This is a genomic window from Streptomyces sp. NPDC016459, assembly GCF_040632845.1.
Taxonomy (GTDB): domain Bacteria; phylum Actinomycetota; class Actinomycetes; order Streptomycetales; family Streptomycetaceae; genus Streptomyces.
Genome location: NZ_JBEYCR010000010.1, coordinates 106304 through 127007 on the forward strand (window position 1 = coordinate 106304; position 20704 = coordinate 127007).

17 protein-coding genes are annotated in these 20704 nt (G+C 73.7%); 10 read left to right on the forward strand and 7 right to left on the reverse strand.

Features of this window, described 5'->3' with window-relative positions; genetic code table 11:
- The first annotated feature begins 190 nt into the window (after positions 1 to 190).
- The 4 genes from ABZ567_RS23375 to ABZ567_RS23390 are packed head-to-tail and all read left to right on the forward strand — an operon-like array spanning position 191 to position 4522.
- On the forward strand, positions 191 to 1303 hold the full coding sequence (locus ABZ567_RS23375) for a glycosyltransferase (protein ID WP_360792983.1): 1113 nt from the start codon (positions 191 to 193) through the stop codon (positions 1301 to 1303).
- Complete coding sequence (locus ABZ567_RS23380) at positions 1300 to 2370, forward strand: glycosyltransferase (RefSeq protein WP_360792985.1); 1071 nt, start codon at positions 1300 to 1302, stop codon at positions 2368 to 2370. The genes ABZ567_RS23375 and ABZ567_RS23380 overlap by 4 nt, the downstream gene beginning before the upstream one ends.
- A complete protein-coding gene (locus tag ABZ567_RS23385) occupies positions 2367 to 3683 on the forward strand; it encodes a glycosyltransferase (RefSeq protein ID WP_360792987.1) in 1317 nt (438 codons plus the stop codon). Before ABZ567_RS23380 ends, ABZ567_RS23385 begins: the two co-directional genes overlap by 4 nt.
- Positions 3668 to 4522 (forward strand): galactosyltransferase-related protein, encoded by an 855-nt coding sequence (locus tag ABZ567_RS23390; RefSeq protein ID WP_360792989.1) that lies wholly within the window; start codon positions 3668 to 3670, stop codon positions 4520 to 4522. The genes ABZ567_RS23385 and ABZ567_RS23390 overlap by 16 nt, the downstream gene beginning before the upstream one ends.
- Positions 4523 to 4623: 101 nt before the next feature.
- Here ABZ567_RS23390 and ABZ567_RS23395 read toward each other — a convergent pair whose 3' ends face one another.
- Positions 4624 to 5274 carry a carbonic anhydrase gene (locus tag ABZ567_RS23395; RefSeq protein WP_360792991.1) on the reverse strand — a complete coding sequence of 217 codons (651 nt, stop codon included), beginning with the start codon at positions 5272 to 5274 and terminating at the stop codon, positions 4624 to 4626.
- 277 nt (positions 5275 to 5551) lie between these two features.
- Here ABZ567_RS23395 and ABZ567_RS23400 point away from each other — a divergent pair, with 277 nt between their 5' ends.
- Positions 5552 to 6988: an MFS transporter gene (locus tag ABZ567_RS23400; protein WP_360792993.1), complete on the forward strand. Its 1437-nt coding sequence runs from the start codon at positions 5552 to 5554 to the stop codon at positions 6986 to 6988.
- A gap of 43 nt (positions 6989 to 7031) precedes the next feature.
- Positions 7032 to 8306 (forward strand): hypothetical protein, encoded by a 1275-nt coding sequence (locus tag ABZ567_RS23405; protein WP_360792995.1) that lies wholly within the window; start codon positions 7032 to 7034, stop codon positions 8304 to 8306.
- Positions 8307 to 8352: 46 nt separating this feature from the next.
- Here the strand turns inward: ABZ567_RS23405 and ABZ567_RS23410 are convergent, their stop codons facing one another.
- On the reverse strand, positions 8353 to 8724 hold the full coding sequence (locus ABZ567_RS23410) for a metalloregulator ArsR/SmtB family transcription factor (protein ID WP_360792996.1): 372 nt from the start codon (positions 8722 to 8724) through the stop codon (positions 8353 to 8355).
- Positions 8725 to 8820: 96 nt separating this feature from the next.
- Between ABZ567_RS23410 and ABZ567_RS23415 the strand changes: the two genes are divergently transcribed.
- The gene (locus tag ABZ567_RS23415) at positions 8821 to 10947 is read left to right on the forward strand and encodes an HAD-IC family P-type ATPase (RefSeq protein ID WP_360792998.1); all 2127 of its coding nucleotides are present in this window, start codon (positions 8821 to 8823) and stop codon (positions 10945 to 10947) included.
- Between the two features lie 15 nt (positions 10948 to 10962).
- On the opposite strand, the gene ABZ567_RS23420 is transcribed toward ABZ567_RS23415, so the two are convergent.
- The 3 genes from ABZ567_RS23420 to ABZ567_RS23430 form a co-directional block, all read right to left on the reverse strand.
- Positions 10963 to 11913: a LysR family transcriptional regulator gene (locus tag ABZ567_RS23420; RefSeq protein WP_360793000.1), complete on the reverse strand. Its 951-nt coding sequence runs from the start codon at positions 11911 to 11913 to the stop codon at positions 10963 to 10965.
- An 82-nt stretch (positions 11914 to 11995) separates the two neighbouring features.
- Positions 11996 to 12694: a type 1 glutamine amidotransferase domain-containing protein gene (locus tag ABZ567_RS23425; RefSeq protein ID WP_360793002.1), complete on the reverse strand. Its 699-nt coding sequence runs from the start codon at positions 12692 to 12694 to the stop codon at positions 11996 to 11998.
- 291 nt (positions 12695 to 12985) lie between these two features.
- On the reverse strand, positions 12986 to 14776 hold the full coding sequence (locus ABZ567_RS23430) for an NlpC/P60 family protein (protein WP_360793004.1): 1791 nt from the start codon (positions 14774 to 14776) through the stop codon (positions 12986 to 12988).
- Between the two features lie 191 nt (positions 14777 to 14967).
- Here ABZ567_RS23430 and ABZ567_RS23435 point away from each other — a divergent pair, with 191 nt between their 5' ends.
- Entirely contained in the window at positions 14968 to 15735 is a 768-nt protein-coding gene (locus ABZ567_RS23435) for an SDR family oxidoreductase (protein ID WP_360793006.1), read from the forward strand.
- A 142-nt stretch (positions 15736 to 15877) separates the two neighbouring features.
- Entirely contained in the window at positions 15878 to 16177 is a 300-nt protein-coding gene (locus tag ABZ567_RS23440; protein ID WP_360793008.1) for a DUF1876 domain-containing protein, read from the forward strand.
- A 144-nt stretch (positions 16178 to 16321) separates the two neighbouring features.
- On the opposite strand, the gene ABZ567_RS23445 is transcribed toward ABZ567_RS23440, so the two are convergent.
- Positions 16322 to 16990: a CBS domain-containing protein gene (locus tag ABZ567_RS23445; protein WP_360793010.1), complete on the reverse strand. Its 669-nt coding sequence runs from the start codon at positions 16988 to 16990 to the stop codon at positions 16322 to 16324.
- Positions 16991 to 17158: 168 nt separating this feature from the next.
- Between ABZ567_RS23445 and ABZ567_RS23450 the strand changes: the two genes are divergently transcribed.
- Entirely contained in the window at positions 17159 to 18460 is a 1302-nt protein-coding gene (locus ABZ567_RS23450) for a YncE family protein (RefSeq protein ID WP_360793012.1), read from the forward strand.
- Between the two features lie 96 nt (positions 18461 to 18556).
- Here ABZ567_RS23450 and ABZ567_RS23455 read toward each other — a convergent pair whose 3' ends face one another.
- On the reverse strand, positions 18557 to 20623 hold the full coding sequence (locus tag ABZ567_RS23455) for a discoidin domain-containing protein (RefSeq protein ID WP_360793014.1): 2067 nt from the start codon (positions 20621 to 20623) through the stop codon (positions 18557 to 18559).
- Between the last annotated feature and the right edge of the window lie 81 nt (positions 20624 to 20704).

Genomic DNA, 20704 nt, shown 5'->3' on the forward strand with positions numbered 1-20704 from the left:
CGCGGCATCCGACGGAAAACCGTCCGCCCCACGGTTGACCCTCAGCGGAGGCGCGGGCGACGCGACTGTACGACCATCGAGGCACGGGACGAGCGGTGCCGACGCGCCGGTCCCGTGCCGTGCATGCCGTGACAAGAGGCGCGGGCACTGCCCAGGGCGCCGGAACCCTCACGCGGGAGTCAGCACCGTCATGACCGATCAGACCGCCCTGCCGACCTCACCGCCCCGCCGACCGGTCGACCGCTCGGTACGGGTGGCCTCCGTGCCCTCCGGTCACGTGTACGTCCGGCACTGCGGAGACGAGGAAGCCGCCGACGGCGTCATCCGCCTCACGGACCCCCGGCCCAACGGCGCGCCCAGCACCTCCGCCCGCTGGTGGCCGCCCGTCATGCTCGAACCCGCCTGGGTGGACGGGCACCATACGGAGTTCGACGTCTTCCACCTCCACTTCGGCTTCGACGCGCAGGGCCCGGCCGCGCTCGACGAGCTCGTCACCGCGCTGCGCCGCCACGGCAAGCCGCTCGTCTACACCGTGCACGACCTGCACAACCCGCACCAGGTGGACCCGGCGCCGCACCGCGCCGCCCTGGACGTGCTCGTCCCGGCGGCCGACCGGCTGATCACCCTCACGCCCGGCGCCGCCGACGAGATCGCACGGCGCTGGAACCGTACGGCCACGGTGCTGCCCCACCCCCATGTGGTGGAGCGGCCGCACCTGACCCGGCCCCGCCCGCCGCACGACCGCTTCCGCGTCGGCCTCCACGCGAAGAGCCTGCGACCCAACATGGCCGTCCTGCCCGTGGTGCGCGTCCTGGCCGAGACGCTCGCCGAGCTGCCCGACTCCGACCTCCAGGTGAACATCCACCGCGAGGTGGGCGACCCCGGCGCGCACGCCTACGCCCCGGCCGTGCTCGACGAGCTGCGGGCACTGGCGGCACGCGGCCTGCTGCACCTGCACGAGCACGACTTCCTCGACGACGACGCGCTGTGGGACTACCTGGGCGGCCTGGACCTGTCCGTCCTGCCGTACACCTTCGGCACCCACTCGGGGTGGCTCGAGGCGTGTCACGACCTGGGCACCGCCGTCGCGGCGCCCACCTGCGGGTACTACGCCCAGCAGCGTCCCTGCCTGTCCTTCGGCAACGACGCGGAGAACGGACTCGACGAGGAGTCCCTGCGTGCCGCGGTCCTGGAGGCGTACCGCACGCGTCCCGCGTGGCGGGCCTCGGCCGCCGCCCGGGCCGCCGAGCGTGCCGCCGTCGCCCGCGCGCACCGGGACCTCTACCACGAGCTGGATCGATGAGCGTCCCGTTGCGGATCGTCCTGATCGCCTCCGCCCGCTTCCCCGTCGGCGAGCCGTTCGCCGGAGGTCTTGAGGCGCATACCTGGACGCTCGCGAAGGCGCTGTCCGAGCGCGGGCACCACGTGGAACTGTTCGCCGCCCCCGGCTCCGACCCGAGCCTGGGGGTGCGCGAACTCCCCGTGCACCGGCCGGTGCTGAGCCCCGCCGCCCGCCAGGACGTCAGCATGCCCGACGCCGTCTGGATGGCCGAGCACCACGCCTATCTGCGGCTCATGCTGGACCTCGCGCAGGACGGCGAACGGCGCTTCGACGTGGTGCACAACAACAGTCTCCACCACCTGCCCGTGGCGATGGCGTCGGCGCTGCGGCTGCCGGTCGTGACCACCCTGCACACCCCGCCGACCCCCTGGCTCGAGTCGGCCGTCCAGGCGCAGGACCGCTGCCCCGTGACGTTCACCGCCGTCAGCGCCCACACCGCGGAGGCCTGGCGCGGGACCGCGCCCGGGGCCCGGGTGGTGCGCAACGGCATCGACACCCGCCTGTGGGCTCCCGGCCCCGGTGGGCCCTACCTCGTCTGGTCGGGCCGGCTGGTCCCGGAGAAGGGGGCGCACCTGGCGGCGCAGGCGGCCCGCAAGGCCGGCCGGCCGCTGCGCATGGCGGGACCGGTGGGGGACCCGCGGTACTTCGCCGAGTACGTCGAACCCCTCCTCGGCGACGGCATCGACTACGTCGGCCACCTGGACCGCAGGGCCCTGGCCCGGCTGGTGGGCGGGGCGGCGGCGGCGCTCGTCACCCCGTGCTGGGAAGAGCCGTACGGCCTGGTCGTCGCCGAGGCGCTGGCCTGCGGCACCCCGGTGTGCGCCTTCGACCGGGGTGCGCTGCGCGAGATCCTCACGCCGGAATGCGGGCGGCTCGCCCCGGCCGACGACCCCGCGGCCCTCGCCGCGCTCGTTCCCGAGGCCGTACGGCTGGACCGCCGGGCCGCGCGGGAACGCGCCGAACGCTTCTGCTCGCTGGACACCATGGCCCAGGAGTACACCGCGATCTACGAGGAGTTGACCCTGTGATCGGCTACTACGTCCACCACCAGGGCCGAGGGCACCTCCACCGCGCCCGGTGCGTCGCCCACCGGACCCGTACGCCCCTCACCGGTCTGTCCTCGCTTCCCCGCCCCGCCGACTGGCACGGGGACTGGATCCCGCTGCCCCTGGACACCGGGCCGGTGACCGACGGACCGGCGGGCACCGCCACCGCCGATCCCACGGCGCACGGCCGACTGCACTGGGTACCCCGCCACCACGCCGGGCTCCGCTCCCGGATGGCGGCCGTCGCCGACTGGATCGAGCGCACCGCGCCCGCGCTGCTCGTCAGCGACGTCTCGGTCGAAGTCGCCGCCCTGGCCCGGCTCATGGGTGTGCCCGTCGTGGTCTCCGCGATGCGCGGTGACCGCTCCGACGCGGCCCACCGCCTCGCGTACGACCTGGCCGACGCCCTCATGGCGCCCTGGCCGGCGGCGCTGCCGGAACCCGGCTGGCCACCGGAGTGGCACGCCAAGACCGAGTACACCGGCGCCTTCTCCCGGCACGACGGACGGCCCCGCCCCGAGGAGCGTCACCCGGACGGTGCGGGTCCACGGTCCGAGCGGTCCCCGGCCGGACGGGAGGTGCTGCTGATGCTGGGTGCCGGAGGCACCGAACTGACCGCGGCCGACCTGCGGGGGGCGGCCGATGCCACCCCGGGATGGAACTGGACGGTGCTCGGCGGCCCGGGCGGCTGGACCGAGGACCCCTGGCCGCTGCTCTGCCGGGCCGACGTGGTGGTCACCCACGCGGGCCAGAACGCCGTGGCCGAGTGCGCCGCGGCCCGTACTCCGGCCGTGATCGTCCCGCAGTCCCGGCCGCACGGCGAACAGCACGCCACCGCCCGCGCCCTGGCGGCGGGCGGACTCGCCACCGTCCGGGACCGCTGGCCCGAGCCCCGGGACTGGCCCGGCCTCCTGGACGAAGCCCTACGGACCCGGGGTGACCGGTGGGGTTTGTGGGCTCCGGGTGACGGGGCCGAGCGAGCCGCCCGACTGCTCGACCGCATGGCCTCGCCGGAGACGCGCACCGACCCGGAGACGCGCACCGACCCGGAGGCGCGCACCGACCCGGAGGCGCGCACCGACCCGTGCAGGCGGGACGACTCGGGTACGCGTAGGGACTCGGGCGGGCGTGAGGACTTGGGCGTGCGTGAGGACTTGGGAGCGCACGCGCACCCGGGCGTACGTGCGGACGTGGGCGGAAGCGGGGAGACCGGCGTACGCGCGGACACGGGCGCGCCCGCGGACGCGGCCCCGACCTCACCCCCGGGCTGGAGCAGCACATGCGCGTCGCGGTGATCACCCTCGTCGCGGGTCGCCACCGCCATCTGGCCCTGCAGCAACGCGGTCTCGCCCACGGCGCCCGTCTGCCCGAGCACTACGTCGTCGTGACCATGGACGATCCGGGCGCCGCCGACGTGGTGCGGGGCCGTCCGCCGACGGCCGACACCGTGGCCGTACCGCGCACCGAGGGAGGCGGTCTGCCGCTGGCGGCCGCCCGTAACGCCGGCGCCCGGCGGGCTCTGGAGGCCGGCGCCGACCTGCTGGTCTTCCTCGACGTGGACTGCGTATCCGGACCCGGCCTGCTGGCCCGCTACGCCGACGCCGCCGAGGACGGCGCTCTGCTGTGCGGCACCGTCGCCTACCTCCCTCCGCCGCCCGCCGACGGTTACCGCCTCGACGCACTGTCCCGGCTGGCGCCGCCGCACCCCGGACGGCCCGTCCCCTCGGACGGTGAGTTGCGGACCGGCGGCGACCACCGGCTGTTCTGGTCCCTGTCGTTCGCGGTGACCGCGGCCACCTGGCGGCGTATCGGCGGCTTCTGCGAGGACTACACCGGCTACGGTGGCGAGGACACCGACTTCGCCATGACCGCCGCCGCCCGGGGGGTGGACCTGTGGTGGGTCGGCGGTGCCGCCGCCCACCACCAGTACCACCCCGTCAGCAGGCCGCCCGTCGAGCACCTGGACGACATCCTGCGCAACGGCGCCCTCTTCCACGACCGGTGGGGCGAGTGGCCGATGGAGGGCTGGCTCCGTGACTTCGCCCGCCTCGGGCTGGTCACCCACGACCCCCGGACCGGCTCCTGGCACAGACGGGAACCCGCGGGCGCCGGGCGCCCCGGCCCGGCCGGGTGAGACGCCCGCTCCCGATCGCACGACCGTCAACGGACCAGGGCGTCAGCGGGCCGACGCGTCGGCGGACCAACGCGTCGGCGGGCGACGTCACGCGTCGACAGTCAGCGGCTCGAAGGCGCGTCGCCCTCCTCGTCCCCTCCGGCGATGTCCCCGCGCGAGGTCACCAGGCGCGCGCTGCCCTCGGCCAGCTGGTAGCCGAGGCCGACCACGGCGACCTCCCCGGCCTCGACCTGCTGCGACAGCAGACGGGAGCGGTCGAGCATCAGGTCCACGGTGTGCCGGATGTGCTCGTCGATGATGTCGCTGTCACCGGTCAGACCGGCCGCCCGGGCGGCGAGGATGCTGGGCGTGACACGCTCGACGACGTCACGGACGAAGCCGCCGGCGGAGAAGCCGTCCTCCACCGCCGCGCGGGCGGCCGCGACCGCCCCGCACGAGTCGTGTCCGAGGACGACGACCAGACGTGCGCCGAGCACGCTGGTCGCGTACTCGACGCTCCCCAGTACCTCCGACCCCAGCACGTGGCCGGCGGTCCGTACGACGAACAGGTCCCCGAGTCCCTGGTCGAAGATGATCTCCGCGGCGAGCCGCGAGTCGGAGCAGCCGAGGACGACGGCGAACGGGTTCTGACCGGGGGCCAGCTCGGTGCGACGGGCGGCGTCCTGGTTCGGATGCTCGACCGAGCCCGCTACGAAGCGCTTGTTGCCGGCGAGGAGGGCGTCGAAGGCGATGTGGGGTGAAGTTCTGGGCATACCCGCAGCCTATGATCCGGCGGCACTCCGTGCCGGGTCGGGGGTCCGTTGACGCGCGTCGACTTCCCCCCGACCTCCCGGGGCGGCCGTACGCGCACGACGGCACCGTCCGCGGCGGGCCCGGCAACGGTCCGCGAGTCCGGCGTCCGCGCGCCGTTGTGCGGTATGCGAGAAAGCGTCCACGCGGCCGTTTTGCGGTATCCGCAAAGTTTCTGGTCCCGGGCCGTCCCCCCGCCCCAACCTGGGCGCGTACGACTTCGTCGAAGGGGGAACGCCCATGCTCACGACAGCCCTGACCGCCCCACCCGCCCCACTGAGTCCACGGAGACGCTGGACGGTGCTCGCGGTCTGCGCGCTCAGCATGTTCCTGGTCGGTGTGGACACCACCATCGTCAACGTGGGGCTGCCGGAGATCGGACGCGGCCTCGGCACGGCCACCCGCGGCCTCGCATGGGTCGTCGACGCCTACACCGTCGTCATGGCCGGTCTGCTCATCGTCTCCGGCGCCCTCGCGGACCGCTTCGGGCGCCGCCGGGTCTTCCGCTGCGGACTGCTCGTCTTCGGTCTCGCCTCCCTCGCGTGCGCCCTCGCCCCCTCCCTGGGCACGCTCGTCGCCGCCCGGGCCGCGCAGGGGATCGGGGCCTCGATGCTGAGCCCCGTGGCCCTGGCGATCGTGGTGAACGCGATGCCCGACCCCCGTGAACGGGCCCGCGCGATCGGGGTGTGGGCCTCGGTCTTCGGCCTCAGCATGGCGGCGGGTCCCGTCACCGGCGGGGCGCTCATCGCCGCGTTCGGCTGGCGCTCGGTGTTCTGGATCAACGTGCCGGTGGTCCTCGTCGCTCTCGTCCTGGTCGCCGTCTTCGTACCGGAGTCCCGTGGCCGGCGCGCCCGCCGAGTCGACCTGCCGGGGACCGCGCTCCTCACCGCGATGATCGGGCTCTCCGTCGGTCTCCTCATCGAGGGACCGCGCATCGGCTGGACGTCACCCCTGGCCCTCACCGGTTACGCCCTGACCGCGGCCGCCGTCGCCGGCTTCGTCCTGGTCGAACAGCGCCGCGACGAACCCCTGATGGACCTCGGCCTCTTCCGTCGGCCGCCTTTCGTCACGGCCGTGCTCGGGGCGACCGCGGTGTTCGTCGCGCTGAACGTGACCCTGCTGCTCAACACCCTCCACCTCCAGCACGCCCGCGGCTGGACTCCGCTCGCGACCGGTGCCGCGACCCTGCCCATGGCGCTCGGGGCCACCCTGTGCGCACCCTGGGCCGGCGCCCTGGTGGGTCGGCGCGGCGCGCGGCTGCCGCTCGTCCTCGCGGGCGGGTTCACCGCGGCCGGTGGACTGTGCCTGGTGCGCCTGGACCAGGACACGGGCGTCTGGGTGATCCTCCTCGCCTTCCTGCTGATCGGCGTCGGGTTCGGCTTCGCCAACGCCCCCTTGACGAACACGGCCGTCGGCGGACTGCCGCCGTCCCGGGCCGGAGTCGCGGGAGCGATCACGTCGACCGCCCGTCAGGTCGGTGCGGCGGTCGGCATCGCCGTCGCCGGCGGTCTGGTCGCGGGCGTCGGCCCCACCGGCCTCGCCGCGGCGACCCGCCCCGGGTGGTTGCTCGTGTCGGCCTGCGGGCTCTTCCTCCTGGTCGTGGCGCGAGCGGCGACGCCCTTGGCCCGTAAGGGAGTTGACTCCGTGTCCAACAGGGGAGAGCGTTCGGTGGGGTGAACATCCGGCCCCGGTGACGGTAGGACGGACGGGGGAGTCGGTCATGCTCGCACGAGTACTGCGCGTACCGGAGTTGCGGAGGCAACTGCTGTGGACGGTGCTCGCCGTCGTGGTCTTCCGGCTGGGGCAGAACCTGCCCCTGCCCGGTGTACGCGGCGGGGCGCCCGACGAGGCCGCCGCGGGGGGTGCCGGGGGAGGGGGTCCGCTCCAGGGCCTCGTCGCGTTGCTCACCGGCGGTGGGCTCGGCGGGCTCTCGGTGTTCGTCTTCGGGACGGCACCCGTCGTCGCCGCCCGTCTCGTCATGGAGGTCGTGGGCCCGCTGGTCCCGCGCGTGCGGGTCCTGCAGGCGGCCGGCGAGGAGGGCGCCGCCGTGCTCGCGCGCGTGACGCGGTGGCTGGCGGTCCTCCTGGCCGCCGGGTTCGCCGTCGTGGTGGTGGGCGCGGTCGCCGACGGCGGCTGCGTCCCGCTCACCGACGTCTGCGCCTCGGGCGACTCGTCCCTCCTTCATCCCCGCGCGGACGGCCTGCTCGTACAGGTCGCGCTGGTGGCCTGTATGACGGCGGGTACGGCGGTCGTCGTCCTGCTGGGCGGGCTGATCACGGCCCGGGGCGTCGGCGAGGGCTTCTCCGTCCTCTTCCTCGCCCAGATCGCCGCGGTCGTCCCGGGTCAGGTGCTGAGCGCCGCCCGGGAGACCGGAGGCACACGGGGCGTCGTCGTCCTTCTTCTCGTCGCCGTCGCCCTCGTGGTCATGGTCGCCGTGGTCATCGCCGTGCAGCAGGGGGACCGGCGCATCCCGGTACAGCGGGCCAAGCGCATGATCGGCCGCCGGACGCACGGTGCCACGCCCACGTACGTGCCCGTGAGGGGCGGACAGGGCGGCTTCGGTGTGATGGTCCCGGCGTCCCTGCTGCTCCTGGTGCCCGCGCCGGTGGGGCCGTGGCTGCTCCTCCCGTACGTCCTGGTCGTCTTCGCGCACGCGTGGCTCCGGGCGGGCATCGAGCCGGGCGCCGTCGAACTCGCCGACCGGCTGAAGGGGGCGGGCCTCTTCATCCCCGGGATCCCTGCGGGCCGGCCGACCGCCGAGTACATCCAGTACGTCCAGGTGCGGATCGGACTGATCGCCGCACTCTGCATGACGGCCGTGGCTCTGGTCCCCGTGCTCACGCTCCTGGCGCTCGACGGGCCGGCCGGGCGCTTCGCCCTCAGTGCGACGACGTTGCTGATCACCGCGAGCGCCGCCCTGGGCACCGCACGGCCGGCCGCCAGGCGGATGGAGTCCCTGGCGATGATGCGCCGGCACGGGCCGACCCTGCGCTGACCGGCGGCGCCCCTGTCCACGCCCGCGCGTGGAGACGGGCGCCGTCTCAGCGCGCCCCCGTCGCCGTGTCGGGCATGCCGAGGCGGAGATGCTCCACGTGGTAGAGGGCCTGGTCGAGGAGGCCGGCGACGTGGTCGTCGTGGAGCGAGTAGACGACGGAGCGGCCTTCGCGGGTGCCCGTGACGAGACCGAGGTTGCGGAGCAGGCGCAGCTGATGGGAGCAGGCCGACTGCTCCATGCCGACGGCACCCGCGAGCTCCGTCGCCGCGCAGGGCCCCTCGCGGAGGCGGGCCAGGATCAGAAGCCTCGACGGTGTGGACAGCGCCTGGAGCGTGGTGGCGACCTGCTGAGCGTTCTCCGGGGTCAGACGGGTGTGCGGTGCCGTGCTGCGGTCCGGTGCGTTCACTCCATGGCCCATGGCAGCATCCTACGGAAACGAATACATGAATGGATGTTCAAGTGTTCCTGTACGGTGTGGGCGTACGACTCCTCCCGCGAAGGGGCTCCCTCCGTCATGCCCTCCACCCTGACCAAGCCCGCACCGCCGTCCGCCGACCCCGCGGACGCCCGGCGGCGCACCCGCGTCCTGGCGCTGCCGGAGGCCCGCTGGGCCCTGGCCGCCCTGCTGCTGTTCCTCACCGGCCTCCCCCTGGACCTCCTCGGGGCGCCGGCCTGGACATGGGGCCCGCTCTTCGCCGCCACGTACCTCACCGGCGGCTGGGAACCGGCGTGGCAGGGCATGAAGGCACTGGGGAACAGGACCCTGGACGTCGACCTCCTGATGGTGGTCGCCGCCCTGGGCGCGGCCGCCATCGGGCAGGTCCTCGACGGAGCGCTCCTGATCGTCATCTTCGCGACCTCCGGCGCCCTGGAGGCGATCGCCACCGCCCGTACCGAGGACTCCGTACGCGGCCTGCTCGACCTCGCCCCCGCCACCGCCACCCGGCTCCTGGACGACGACGCCGAGGAAAGCGTGCCGACCGCCGACCTGGTGGTCGGAGACGTCATCGTCATCCGCCCCGGTGAGCGGATCGGGGCCGACGGCCGCGTCCTGGCGGGGGCGAGCGAGGTCGACCAGGCCACCATCACCGGCGAGCCCCTGCCGGTGGTCAAGGAGACCGGTGACGAGGTCTTCGCGGGCACCCTCAACGGCACGGGCGTGCTGCGGGTCGCGGTCGGGCGGGACGCCTCGGACTCGGTGATCGCCCGGATCGTCCGCATGGTCGAGGAAGCCTCCGAGACCAAGGCCCCCACGCAGCTGTTCATCGAGAAGATCGAGCAGCGGTACTCGCTCGGCATGGTCGCTGCCACCCTGGCGGTCTTCCTGGTCCCGCTGGCGTTCGGCGCCGAACTGACCGCCTCCCTGCTGCGCGCGATGACCTTCATGATCGTCGCCTCGCCGTGCGCCGTGGTCCTGGCCACCATGCCGCCGCTGCTCTCGGCCCTGGCGAACGCCGGCCGGCACGGCGTCCTCGTGAAGTCCGCGGTGGTGATGGAGCGCCTGGGACAGGTCGACGCGGTCGCCCTCGACAAGACCGGCACGCTGACCGAGGGCACCCCTCGCGTCACCGCTGTCCGCCCCCTGTCCGGACCGGGCCGGACGACGACTGCGCCGGAAGGAGCGGCGGCGCGTGCGAGCGCGACCGCCGACCACGAGCGAGGAGCCGTCCGGGAGGGGGCGGGCGCTTCGGACGGGCCGCACGGGACGATCGCCTCAGGACACCCGGACGAGGACGGGCTCCTCGCGCTCGCCGCCGCCGCCGAGTACCCCAGCGAGCACCCGCTGGCCCACGCGGTCGTCCTCGCCGCCCACGCCCGCGGCCTCCGGCTCGCGCCCGCCGAGGACTTCGGCTCCACCCCCGGCATCGGCGTCACCGCCACCGTCAACGGCCACGAGGTCCGGGTCGGCGCCCCCGCCCGGCTCCTGCACGGGGCCGACGACGCGCTCTCCACCCGCGCCGCCGACGTGGCGGCCGAACTGGAGGCGGGCGGCCACACCGCCGTACTGGTCGTCGTGGACGGAGCACCGGTCGGTGTCCTGGGCATCGAGGACCGGCTCCGCCCGGACGCCGCCGCCACCGTCGCCGCCCTGACCGGGCTGACCGGCACCGCGCCGACGCTGCTCACCGGCGACAACCCGCGCGCCGCCGCCCGTCTGGCGGCCGCCGTCGGCATCACCGACGTACGGGCCGGCCTCCTGCCCCAGGACAAGGTCGCCGCCGTCCAGGACCAGGAGCGGGCAGGACGCAGGGTCATGGTGATCGGCGACGGCGTCAACGACGCGCCCGCCCTGGCCGCCGCCCACACCGGCATCGCCATGGGCCGGGCCGGCTCCGACCTCGCCCTGGAGACCGCCGACGCGGTGATCGTCAGGGACGAACTCGCCACCGTCCCCACCGTCGTCGCGCTCTCCCGCCGCGCCCGGGGCCTGGTCGTGCAGAACCTCGCCATCGCGGGAACCTTCATCGCCGTCCTGGTGCTCTGGGACCTCCTCGGGAGCCTCCCGCTACCCCTCGGCGTCCTCGGCCACGAGGGTTCGACCGTCCTCGTCGGACTCAACGGACTGCGGCTGCTCCGCGAGTCCGCCTGGCGCCGCGCCGCCGCCGACGCCGTCACCCCGCCCGCCGTACGCGCGGGGTGAGCCGTCGCGCGCCGGTCACCAGGTCCGGCCGGCCTCGATCAGCAGGTCGCGGACGCGGGTGACGCCCGGGTGGGCGGGGCGGCCGGGGCGCTGGACGAGATAGGCGGTGTTGATGGGCGGGTCGTCGGGGCGGTGGAGGAGGACGAGGGCCCCGGAGGCCAGCTCGGCGTCGCACAGATAGCGCGGCAGGACGGTGAAACCCGCTCCGGCGGTGACCGCCGCCAGGACTCCGCGCAGGTCGGGCACGGTGACGGCGGGGGGTCGGGACAGCCGGGTGCCGAAGACGTGCCGCCAGTAACGGCGGGCGATCGGCAGGTCCTCCGCGTACGTGATCAGAGGAACGCCGTGCAGCGCCCCCGGCCCCTCCTCGGCCAGTCGCTCCTCGACGCGGTCGGCCCAGACGGGGGCGGCGACCAGCGCGAACTCCTCGTCCATCAGAGGAACGGCCGCCAGGGCCCGCCCGCGCGGCCGGAACGTGGCGATCACCAGATCGTGGCGGCCCGCACGGAGTTCGTCGAGGAGCGGTTCGGTCAGGCCCGGCGTGACACTGAGCCGTACCCCCTCGGCCGTCAACGGGGCCAGAGCCGGGAGGACCCGGGTGCAGAGCAGCTCCGCGGGCCCCGCCAGATGGACGGGGGAGGCCCGATCGTGGGGGTCGGACCCGTCGCCGGCCGCCACCGCGAGCGCGTCGAGGGGAGCGGCGACGCGGGTCGCGAGGTCGTGGGCGCCCGCGGTGGGGGAGACGCCCCGTGGCAGCCGCTCGAACAGCTCCCGGCCGGTCCATCGCTCCAGGGCACGGATCTGGGTGGTCACCGTGGGCTGCGACAGACCCAGGAGCCCGGCGGCCGCGGTGAACGAGCCGGAACGGTAGACGGCGAGGAAGGTACGCAGCAGGTTCAGGTCCGCCACGGGAGCCGCGGCGGACCGCGCTGCGCCGACAGTCCCATCAGGATCCGTATGCCTCACACGGAAAGCCTACGGGTCCTCTATGGCAGGTTCCCCGTCCCGGGCTTGGCGGGCGACCGGCGGTAGGGGCGCGACCGCCGCCTCAGCCGGCCAGGGTCTTGAGGACCCGGGCGGCGAGCGGGGCAGAGGATGCGGGGTTCTGGCCGGTGACGAGGTTGCGGTCGACGACCACGTTCGGCACCCACGGCTCGCCCACCTGGACGTTCACGCCGGCCTCGACGAGCCGGCTCTCCAGGAGCCACTTCGCCTTGTCGGCGAAACCGGACTGGGTCTCCTCGTCGTTGGTGAAGGCGGCGACCCGGTAGCCGGCGAAGGCGTTCGCGCCGTCGGTGTCGGTGGCGGCGAGGAACGCGGCCGGACCGTGGCAGACGACGGCCAGCGGCTTGCCGGAGTTCAGGGCGTCGATCAGCAGCCTGCCGGAGGTCTCGTCGACGGCGAGGTCCTCCATGGGGCCGTGGCCGCCCGGGTAGAAGACGGCTGCGTAGTCGGACAGGTCCACGTCCTCGAGGCGGAGCGGGCTCTCGAGCGCGGTGATCGAACCGAGGGTGGCGGCGACCTTGTCGGCGCCGTCCTGACCGCCGTTGACCTCGGGAGCGAGGCTGTTCCTGTCGACGGTGGGGACGACGCCGCCGGGGGTGGCGACGACGACCTCGTACCCGGCGCCGGTGAACGCCTCGTACGGGGCGACGGCCTCCTCGGCCCAGAAGCCGGTCGGGTGCTTCGTACCGTCGGCCAGGGTCCAGTGGTCGGCGCCGGTCATCACGAAAAGGATCTTGGGCATAGGGGTTCTCCCGGGAGGTGGGGGCCAGGTTCAGGCCGAAGGACGGGGATCGCACGCCCGGCGCCTCGGTCCGAGACCGTCGGTGTGGCGATGTCCTCGAACGTACTCCGGTCCCGGAGATCTTTCCCATGCGCGATCCGATGGCTGCCATGTGATCTCCGATGGGTCCCGGGGGAATGACCCGTCGCACCGCACCCGCGGCACGGACCCGGACGGGGGCGGGCGCCCGGTCGTCCTGCGGGTCCGAGCCGCGGGAGCGCGTGGGTCCGGAGGGTGGTTCCGGGCCCTGCGTCAGATCCGGTGCACGGTGTGCAGCTTCGCGGCGTACGTGCCCGTACCGTCCAGCGTGGAGGAGCCCGCCAGGTCCGACATGGTCGGGCCGTTGCCGGTCTTCCGGCTGGAGAGGAAGCGGCGCTTGCCGTTCGCGTCCTTGCCGAGGTAGATGCCGACGTGGTCGACCGTCACGGTCGCCCCGTCGTCACCCGAGTCGGCGTTGAAGAGGACGAGGTCGCCCGGCTGGAGCAGCGCCGCGGCCGGCGGGGTGCCGCCGGCCGTCTGGTCGACGCGGACGCCCGGCGCGAAGTCCACCATGTCGCGGGACTTGCGCGGCAGCCGTGTCCTGGAGGTGTCGGCGCCCGCCGCGAGCGGGACCCCGTGGTGGTAGCCGAACACCATCCGCGTGTAGCCGGAGCAGTCCAGGTTGCCGACCTGCTTGCTGGACGGGCCGGTGTACGTACCGTCCGGGAAGGTCCAGCCGAGGTTCATGTACTCGTGGAAGTCGGCGCCCTCGTAACGGTTGCCCTGCGGGTCGAGATAGCCGTAGCCCGCCTGCCCGAGGACCCGCCTGCCCGCGGCGGTGCCCGCGCCCGCGTTCACCGTCGGCGCGCCCGGCAGGAACATGGCCGCGTAGGCGAGCACGTCGGGCGCGGTCGAACCGGCCCAGGCGCGGATCCGGGCCTCGACGGCCGGGGTCCAGGTGCCGTCGAACGGTTGGTCGAGGACGCGCACCCAGTCGCGGTGGGTGACCGTCGGCGGCGCCTCCCAGGTCGCGTCGGTGACCTCGAAACGGCTCACCGTCAGCTTGACCGGCAGGTTGGTGCAGCCGTCGTTGGCGAGGGCGCGCAGGCCCACCCGGCCCTTGGCGAAGGTGGCGTCGTCGGCCTCGGCGGTCCACGCGGCGGGCTCGGCGGTGGACGTGCGCCAGGCCCTGGCCTGGATCCTGGTGCCCTCGCGGCGGACCCGTATGGTCCAGTCGGTGCCTGCGGCGACCCCGGTGGCCAGGGAGACGGCCGGTGCGAGCTGTGTGACGACGTCGGCGACCTCCTTCTCGACCCGGAGCTCGACGGCTCCCGAGGTGGTGAAGGACAGCCGGGCCCGGTAGTTGTTGTGCGAGTCCTGGTAGCCGAAGGACAGGGCGTACGAGCACGCCTGGCCGGTGGGCACCTTGTCGAACCTGGCCACCGAGCGCACGTCGACGTCGGTGATCTCGCCGTCGCGGATGCTGGCGTGACGGCTGGCGAAGTCCGTGGTGAGGTTGATGACCCCGGCGCCGGGGGTCACGGAGAAGTCGGTGGCGGAGCCGCCGAGCGTGGTCCACCCGCCGCCGCCGGGGGCGGTGCCCCAGTACACCCGGTCGGCCTCCGGCAGCGCCGGATCCGGCAGGGTGCGCTGGAAGTCGTCGGCGAAGAGCCGCTTGTCCTCGGTGAAGGTGCGCTCGGGGCCGGGAAGGACCACCGTGCGGGCGCCGTGCGTCAGGAGCGCGACCCGTCGGCCGCCCGAGGTGACCTCGGTGCGGGTCGGAGTGCCGGCCAGCACGCCGGTGCTGAGCGCGCCGAGAGCCACGGGACCGAACCAGTCGGCGCCGAGGTCCGCGATCGTCACGGCGGATCTGGGCGCGCCGAGCCCGGACACGGGGGCGGCGAGCGGAGCCACGGCCGGCGCGGCAGCCTGGGCACCCGTCTGCGCGGCGGCGCGCGCGGGGGCGGCGGTCAGCGACGCGAGAGGAACCGCGGCAGCGGTGGCGGTGAGGGCGGTGAGCAGGCTGCGCCGGGAGGTGCCGGCACCACGGGATGTATTGATCATGACAGCCATCATCCGGACGCGCCGCGGTCCCCGTGCACCAGGGTGGCCGCGAACGCCGGCACCGAACGCACCGAACGTGTCGAATGCGTCGAGAACGGGCGCGGGTCACGACCGCCCGGGCCCGGGGCGGGAGGCCGGGGCGGGGGCGGGCAGAATGCCCGGCGGGACGTACCCGACCGGAAGGCACCCGTATGAACCTGCCCGCATCAGGCCGTCGCGTCCTCGTCAGTGGCGCCTCCCGGGGTCTCGGGCGGGCCGTCGCCCAGGCGTTCGCGGCCAACGGCGACCGGGTCGCCGTCCACTTCGGTACGCGCGCGGACGAGGCCCGCGCGACCCTGGACTCCCTCGACGGCGCGGGTCATGTCCTGGTAGGCGGCGACCTCGCGGACCCGGCGGGAGCCGTCGCCGTGGCCGACGCGGCGGCCGGGGCGCTCGGCGGGATCGACGTCCTGGTCAACAACGCGGCGGTGAATCTCCGCCACCCCCTCGCCGAGACCCCGTACGAGGAGTGGGTGGACGTCTGGCAGCGGCACGTGTCCGTGAACCTGCTCGCCACCGCGAACCTCAGCCATCTCGCCGCCCGGCGGATGATCGACCAGGGCTCGGGCGGCCGGATCGTCAACATCGGCTCCCGGGGGGCCTTCCGCGGTGAACCCGACCACCCGGCCTACGGGGCGACCAAGGCCGCCGTCCACGCGCTCGGCCAGTCGCTCGCGGTCTCCCTCGCCCCGTACGGGATCGCCGTCGCCTCGGTCGCGCCCGGCTTCTTCGCCACGGAGCGCGTCGCACCCCGCCTGGAGGGGGCGGAGGGGGCCGCGATCCTCGCCCAGAGTCCCCTGGGCCGGGTGGCCGAACCCGCCGAGATCGCGGCCGCGGTCCTGTGGCTGGCGTCTCCCGCCGCCGAATGGTCGTCCGGCGCGATCCTCGACCTCAACGGAGCCTCGTACCTGCGCAGTTGACGCCGGGGGAGCAGTGACCGCGCGCCGGTCCCGGGGTCTGGGCCGGTGCGCGTGCGTTCCGGCGTCCGGGGATGGATCCTGGAGGTATCGGAAGGGGCCGCGCCCCCGGTTCCGCGCGGTCCGGTGTGCGAGGAGGCAGGCCATGACCCGCAACCTGGAGTGGACGGTCGGCGTGGAACTGGTCGAGGAGGACGGCAGGACCAAGGCCGAGGCCCGGCTGAGCACCGGACACTCGACCCTCACGGGACACGGTTCCGCCCGGTGCAACCCGGCGGACACGGACGTGCCGGCGATCGGCGACGAGCTCGCCGCCGGCCGGGCGATGAAGGACCTGGCCGGCAAGCTCATGCGGGAGGCCAACCGGGACATGGAAGCGGTGGGCGCGGGGACCGTACCCCAGCACACCGGACCCGGATACGGCTGGCCGGAGGCGGTCTCCTGACGGGACGGCCGCCCGCGAGGAAGGCCCGGCGGGGCACAGGCGACCCGCCCGGACCGGGGCGCCCGACCTCTGACCGCGGCGCCCGAGCCTGACCGGCCGCCGGGGTCCTGACCGTCGCCCGAGCCCTGACTGGGCGGGCCCACGTCAGAGCCTGGACCCGTTCACTCCCGGAGGCGACGGAGCCGCCTGGGTCTCCTCCACCCCCGGTGAGGACGGAGCCGCCTCGGCCTCCTCGTACGTCAGCCGGTCCGCGACCTCCACCACCCCGTCCACCGTCTCGCACAGCCGGACGATGATCGGGCCGAGTCCCGGGCGGTCCAGCGTGCCGCTGAGTGTCACCCGGCCCTCGTCGACGTCGATGTGCACGGCGGAGGGGGAGAGGCGCAGGATGCGCACCACCACGTCCTCGCGGATCTCCTCCTGGATCGAGCGGTCCCTGCGCAGGAACAGCTGGAGCAGGTCGCTCCGGCTCAGCACCCCGATGAGGCGCCCCTCCGAGTCCACCACGGGCAGCCGCTTCACCCGGTGCCGCTCCATCAGCCGCGCCGCCTCGACGGCCGTCCACGAGGGCCGGGCCGTCATGACGGGGCTCGACATCATGGCCTCGGCCGTGCTCGGTCCGTCCTTCGCCGTGTGCCGCCGCAGCAGGTCCGCCTCGGAGACCACGCCCACCGGCCGGTTCTCCTCGTCGACCACGGGGACGGCGGTGATGCCGTACTCGTCGAGGAGCCGTGCGATCTCCTTGAACGACGTCCCGGGCTGCACCGCCACCGCGGTCGGCGTCATCAGGTCGGCGACACTGCGGTGCCTCATCGTCCGTTCCGTCCCTTCTGGGTTCCGGATCCCATGATCTCCCACCGGGCGTCGGAGCGCGGTGAGGGACCTGCGGAACGAAGGTGCGGAGGGGGACTTGCAAGAATTGACATGTACATGGTTACTTCGGGTAAGCCCACCTCCGCGAGCCGGAAGAAGGACCCCCGCATGCCCTCTCCCCGCAGGTCGAGCACGCGCACGTCGACCCCCCGCACCTCGGTCACCCGCCCCCGCCGCCTCACCGCGGCCGTCGCGGTCGCCCTCGCCCTCGTCGCCACCGGCGCTGCCACCGGTTCGGCCGCGCCCGAGGGGCCGGCGTCCGCCGGTCTCCGCGAGGCGATGTTCGTCGGCAACAACTGGGACGGAACGGCCGACGTCATCGCCGCCCGGGGCGACTTCCACCGCATCGGCCGTCTGAACGTGATCCCCGACAAGGAGCAGCGCCTCCGGGAGATCTACCTCAACCCCGTCAAACTCGCCTTCTTCCTCGGCGTCCGCAACGGCCCGGGGGAGGGCCACGACCAGTTCGTCGACGACATGTACGCGACCCCGGACGGCGACGCCATGGTCGTCTCCCGGCCCAGCTTCGCCGATGTCGTCTCCCTCGACCTGCGCACCGGACGCATCAACTGGCGCTTCCCCGTGGCCGGTTACCGCGCCGACCACATGGCCGTCTCGCCCGACGGCACCCGCGTCGCCGTCTCCGCCTCCACGGCGAACACGGTCCACGTACTCGACATCACCACCGGCCGCGAACTCGGCTCCTTCAAGACGGGCGACAAGCCCCACGAGAACGTGTTCACCTCCGACGGACTCCTGTGGAACATGTCCATCGGCGAGGTCACCACCGCCCTCGACGCGCCCTGGCTCGACTGGACCAAGGGGGACCGCCGTATCACCGTCGTCGACGCCCGCACCTTCGAGACCGTCCGCGTCATCGACATGCGCGGACGCCTCGACGCCTTCGGGCGCGGCGACCTCTCCGACGCCGTCCGCCCGGTCGCCCTCACACCGGACGAGAAGAAGCTGTACCTCCAGGTCTCCTTCTTCAACGGGTTCCTGGAGTACGACATCGCCACGGACCGGATCACCCGTCTCAAGACCCTCCCCGGCAACCCGGCGACCGATCCCGACCGCACCACCTGGGTCAACGACTCGCGCCATCACGGCCTCTCGATGAGTCCCGACGGAACCAAGCTCTGCGTCGCCGGGACGATGGACGACTACGCCACGGTCGTCGACCGCGCCACTCTCCAGGAGGGCCCGCTCGTCGAGGTGTCCAAGCCGTACTGGGCGACCGTCAGCGGCGACGGACGGTCCTGTGTCGTCTCCGAGAGCGGTGCCGACCGGGTGACCGCGATCGACTTCGCCACCGGTCGGGGCGTGGCCTCCGTGGACGTCGGCGACCATCCCCAGCGCGTGCGGCTGGCACGCATCCCCGCCGACTGGACCGGAGTCGCCGGGGGCTGAGAGCCGGAAGCGGCGCCGGCCGGATCAACACGTGATCCGGCCGGCCCCGTTCCGCGTCTGTTCCGCGGCCGTCCCGCGGCCGGACGTGTCCGGCTCTCAGGCCCTGTGGACCGCGACCTCATGGAGCGAGTAGCCCCACTGCGTCGCCCGCCGTTCGCCGTGGATCCGTACGTGGCGGGCCGACGTCGACGGGAACTCCGCCGTGTCGTACCCGCCGTTCCCGGCGTCCGTGGACCACACCGTCCGCCAGTCCGTGCCGTTCTCGGACACGTCGATCCGGTACTGCCGCGCGTACGCCCGCTCCCAGTCGAGAGTGACCCGGCCGACCCGGCGTACGGCCCCGAGGTCCACGCGCATCCACTGGTCGTCCGACCAGTTGCTCGCCCAGCGCGTGTCCACGTCGCCGTCGACGGCGCGGCCCGGCGCGTAGCTCGTGAACGGGTTCCACTCCGAGGAGCTGGCCGAAGCGGCGGCGCCCGCGGCGAGGTTGACGCCCGGCTCGTGGTCCTCGGTCGCCTTCCACGTGGTCAGATACGACTCGGCGCCTTCGGCCAGCTCGGCCACGATCCCCGGGCCTCCGGGCGTGAGCCGGATCTGTTCGATCCAGTCCGGCACCAGCCCGTGGTGCGCGGCGCCGTCGGTGTTCAGGTCCCAGGTGCGCTCGCCCGTCACCTGACGGTCGATCACGGAGCCGCCGTCGAAGCTGCGGAACGGGTACGTGACGGCGTTCGGCGCGCCCGTGCCGACCGGGCCCGGCCAGCCGCCTACCCCGTTCATGTCGGTCCCGTACCCCAGGCCGACCCCGTACTTCTCGCGCAGTGCGGCCTTCTGGCCCGCCTCCCCGATGAAGCCCTCGGCGCCGTGCATGTACTGGGCGACGAACCCGCCGAGGCGGTAGAGCCGCTCCGTCCAGTCCAGGTCCATCCAGCTGTGGCTGGAGAGAACGCCCGGGTACTCCTCGGACTCCAGGATGTCGAGCGCCCGCCCGGCCGCCTTGACGCTCATGTGGTCGAGCTCCAGCATCATGCCCCGGTCCATCATGCCCCGCAGCGCGTACTCGCCGAGCCTGCTCAGGCCTCGGGTGTTGCACTTGGCGTCGGAGGCGTACGTGGGGACGCTCACCCCCGGCGGCAGCTTGGAGGCCATCACCGGGGCGGCCGCGAGCCCGATCGGGTTGTCGTGCTGCGGGCCCGTGCACTTCTCGGTGGCCCAGAACGTGCCCGTCGACAGGAACTGGCCGATGTTGACCGCCGTCCCGATGGCCCCCGAGTCGAAGCGGACACCGCACAACGCGTTGTCGAACTTGTGGCAGAGGAACATGCTGCGCACCCCGAGCCCGTACAGCTCGTCGAGACCGCGGTCGATGTCCTCCCTGTCGCACTGGGCCACGTCGAGGATCATCTTGCAGCCGAACGGCTCCGAGGTCTCCACGCCCAGGACGACCGCGAGCTTGCCCTGCTCGACCACCGAGCGCGCCTGCGCGGCGGAGGTGACGATACGGAACCAGCCCTTGCCGGGGCCGCCGTACATCCCGTCGACGTAGTCCTGGAGTTCGTACGTCCTACGGGCCTGGAGGCGGATCGACGTCATCTCGTCGCAGCTGCGGTCCCGGGGCAGGATCGAGCAGATCAGGCCGTTGGTCACCAGGTCGTTGACGAGTACGCGCTGTCCGCCGCGCCAGGCGCGCTCCACCCACGCGTAGTAGTTCTGCTGGTGCGTCAGCGAGTCGTGGGCGGGCCAGTCCTTGAACGTCGGCCAGCCCACCGGGTCGTGATGGCCGTCGGAGCCGCCGGTGATGTTCTCGAACAGCGCACCCGAACCGTCGGGATAGTGCTCGGGGCAGTCCTTGAGCGCCTCGGCGGCGCCGCCCGCTGCGAACGTCCGGCCGCAGATCAGCCGGCCGCCGAAGCCCTCGTCGGACATGAGGTGGTTGTGCGCGTCGACGAAGCCGCGCACCTTCCCCTGCGCGTCCGTTCCCGTGAACGGCGCGCCCGTCACGTTGATGCGCGAGTCGGGGGCGGGCCGGGACGTGGGCTCCCACCACGAACCGGAGCCGTCCGCCGCGGGCACGGGACCGGAGCCGAAGAGGACGGCGGCCAGGGCGAGGAACAGCGCCAGGAGAGCGGATCGGCCGCCCGTCCCGCGCGAGTGGGGTCGAGTCATGGTCAGCGATGCCTCCGGTCGGTGGGGGTGTACCGGGCGCCCCGAGGATCGCGGTGTCGATGGACCGAGTCAAGAGTCCGG